General features: G+C 71.2%; 1 protein-coding gene. It reads left to right on the top strand.

What is annotated here, in order from left to right:
- Positions 1-1,128 (top strand): polyketide synthase dehydratase domain-containing protein (locus SCWH03_RS28220; protein WP_173267758.1); only part of this gene is annotated, 1,128 nt, incomplete at both ends.

Genomic DNA, 1,128 nt, shown 5'->3' with positions numbered 1-1,128 from the left:
ACTGACCGCGCTCGCCGGGCTCCATGTCCGCGGCGCCGATATCGACTGGACATCGTTCTACCCCGGCGGCACACACATCGACCTGCCCACCTACCCCTTCGAACGACACCCCTACTGGCCCGCGGTATCGACCACTCCGGACGTGCGTACCGCCGGACTCGACTCCATCGGACACCCGCTGCTCGGCGCCGCCGTCGAACTCGCCGACGGCGAAGGCTATCTGTTCACCTCGAGGCTGTCGGTACGCACGCACCCGTGGCTCGCCGACCACTCGCTGCACGGCCGCGTCCTCCTTCCCGGCGCCGCACTCGTGGAACTGGTGCTGCGGGCCGGCGACGAGGTCGGCTGCGAGCGCGTAGACGAGCTGATGATGACGGCGCCGCTCGTAGTCGACGGCGCGATCCAGCTCCAACTGCGCGTCGGTACCGCCGATGCCGCCGGACGCCGCCCCGTCGCCGTGCACACCCGCCCCGAGGACGCGGACGACCGGCCGTGGACCGAGCACGCTACCGGCTATCTCGCCGCGGGCCCGGCAACCGAGGACTTCGACGCCACCGTGTGGCCCCCGGCCGGAGCCGAACGGGTCGACATCGAGGGCTGCTACGACAGCTTCGCCGACCTCGGTTTCGCCTACGGGCCGGTGTTCCGCGGGCTCCGGGCCGTTTGGCGGCGCGGCGACGAGGTGTTCGCCGAGGTCGCGCTCCCCGACGGCGTGGAGCCCGGCGCCTTCGGCATCCACCCGGCACTGCTCGACGCCGCCCTGCACGCCGTCGCCTTTGCCCGGCAGCACACCGAGGGAGCCGTGCCGTTCTCCTGGGAAGGGGTGTCACTGCACGCCACCGGTGCCACGGCGCTGCGCGTACGGCTCACCACCACCGGCGGCAGCGCCATGTCCGTCGCGCTCGCCGACGCCGCGGGAGTTCCGGTCGCGTCCGTCGACTCGCTCCTCACCCAGGCCGTCTCGGCCCGGCAACTCGACGCCACCACCGACTCGTTGTTCTGTCTGGATTGGGTGCGGGTTGCGGTGCCTGATCTTGCTGGTGCGGATGTGGTGGTTGAGCATTGTGTGGGTGAGGGTGGGGTTGTGGGGTCGGCGCATGCGCTGGCGGTTCGGGTGCTTGCTTTGGT

Source organism: Streptomyces pacificus (assembly GCF_011766325.1).
Taxonomy (GTDB): domain Bacteria; phylum Actinomycetota; class Actinomycetes; order Streptomycetales; family Streptomycetaceae; genus Streptomyces; species Streptomyces pacificus.
Note: the sequence above shows the minus strand (reverse complement) of the source record. Positions and strands in the feature narration are given on the sequence as shown.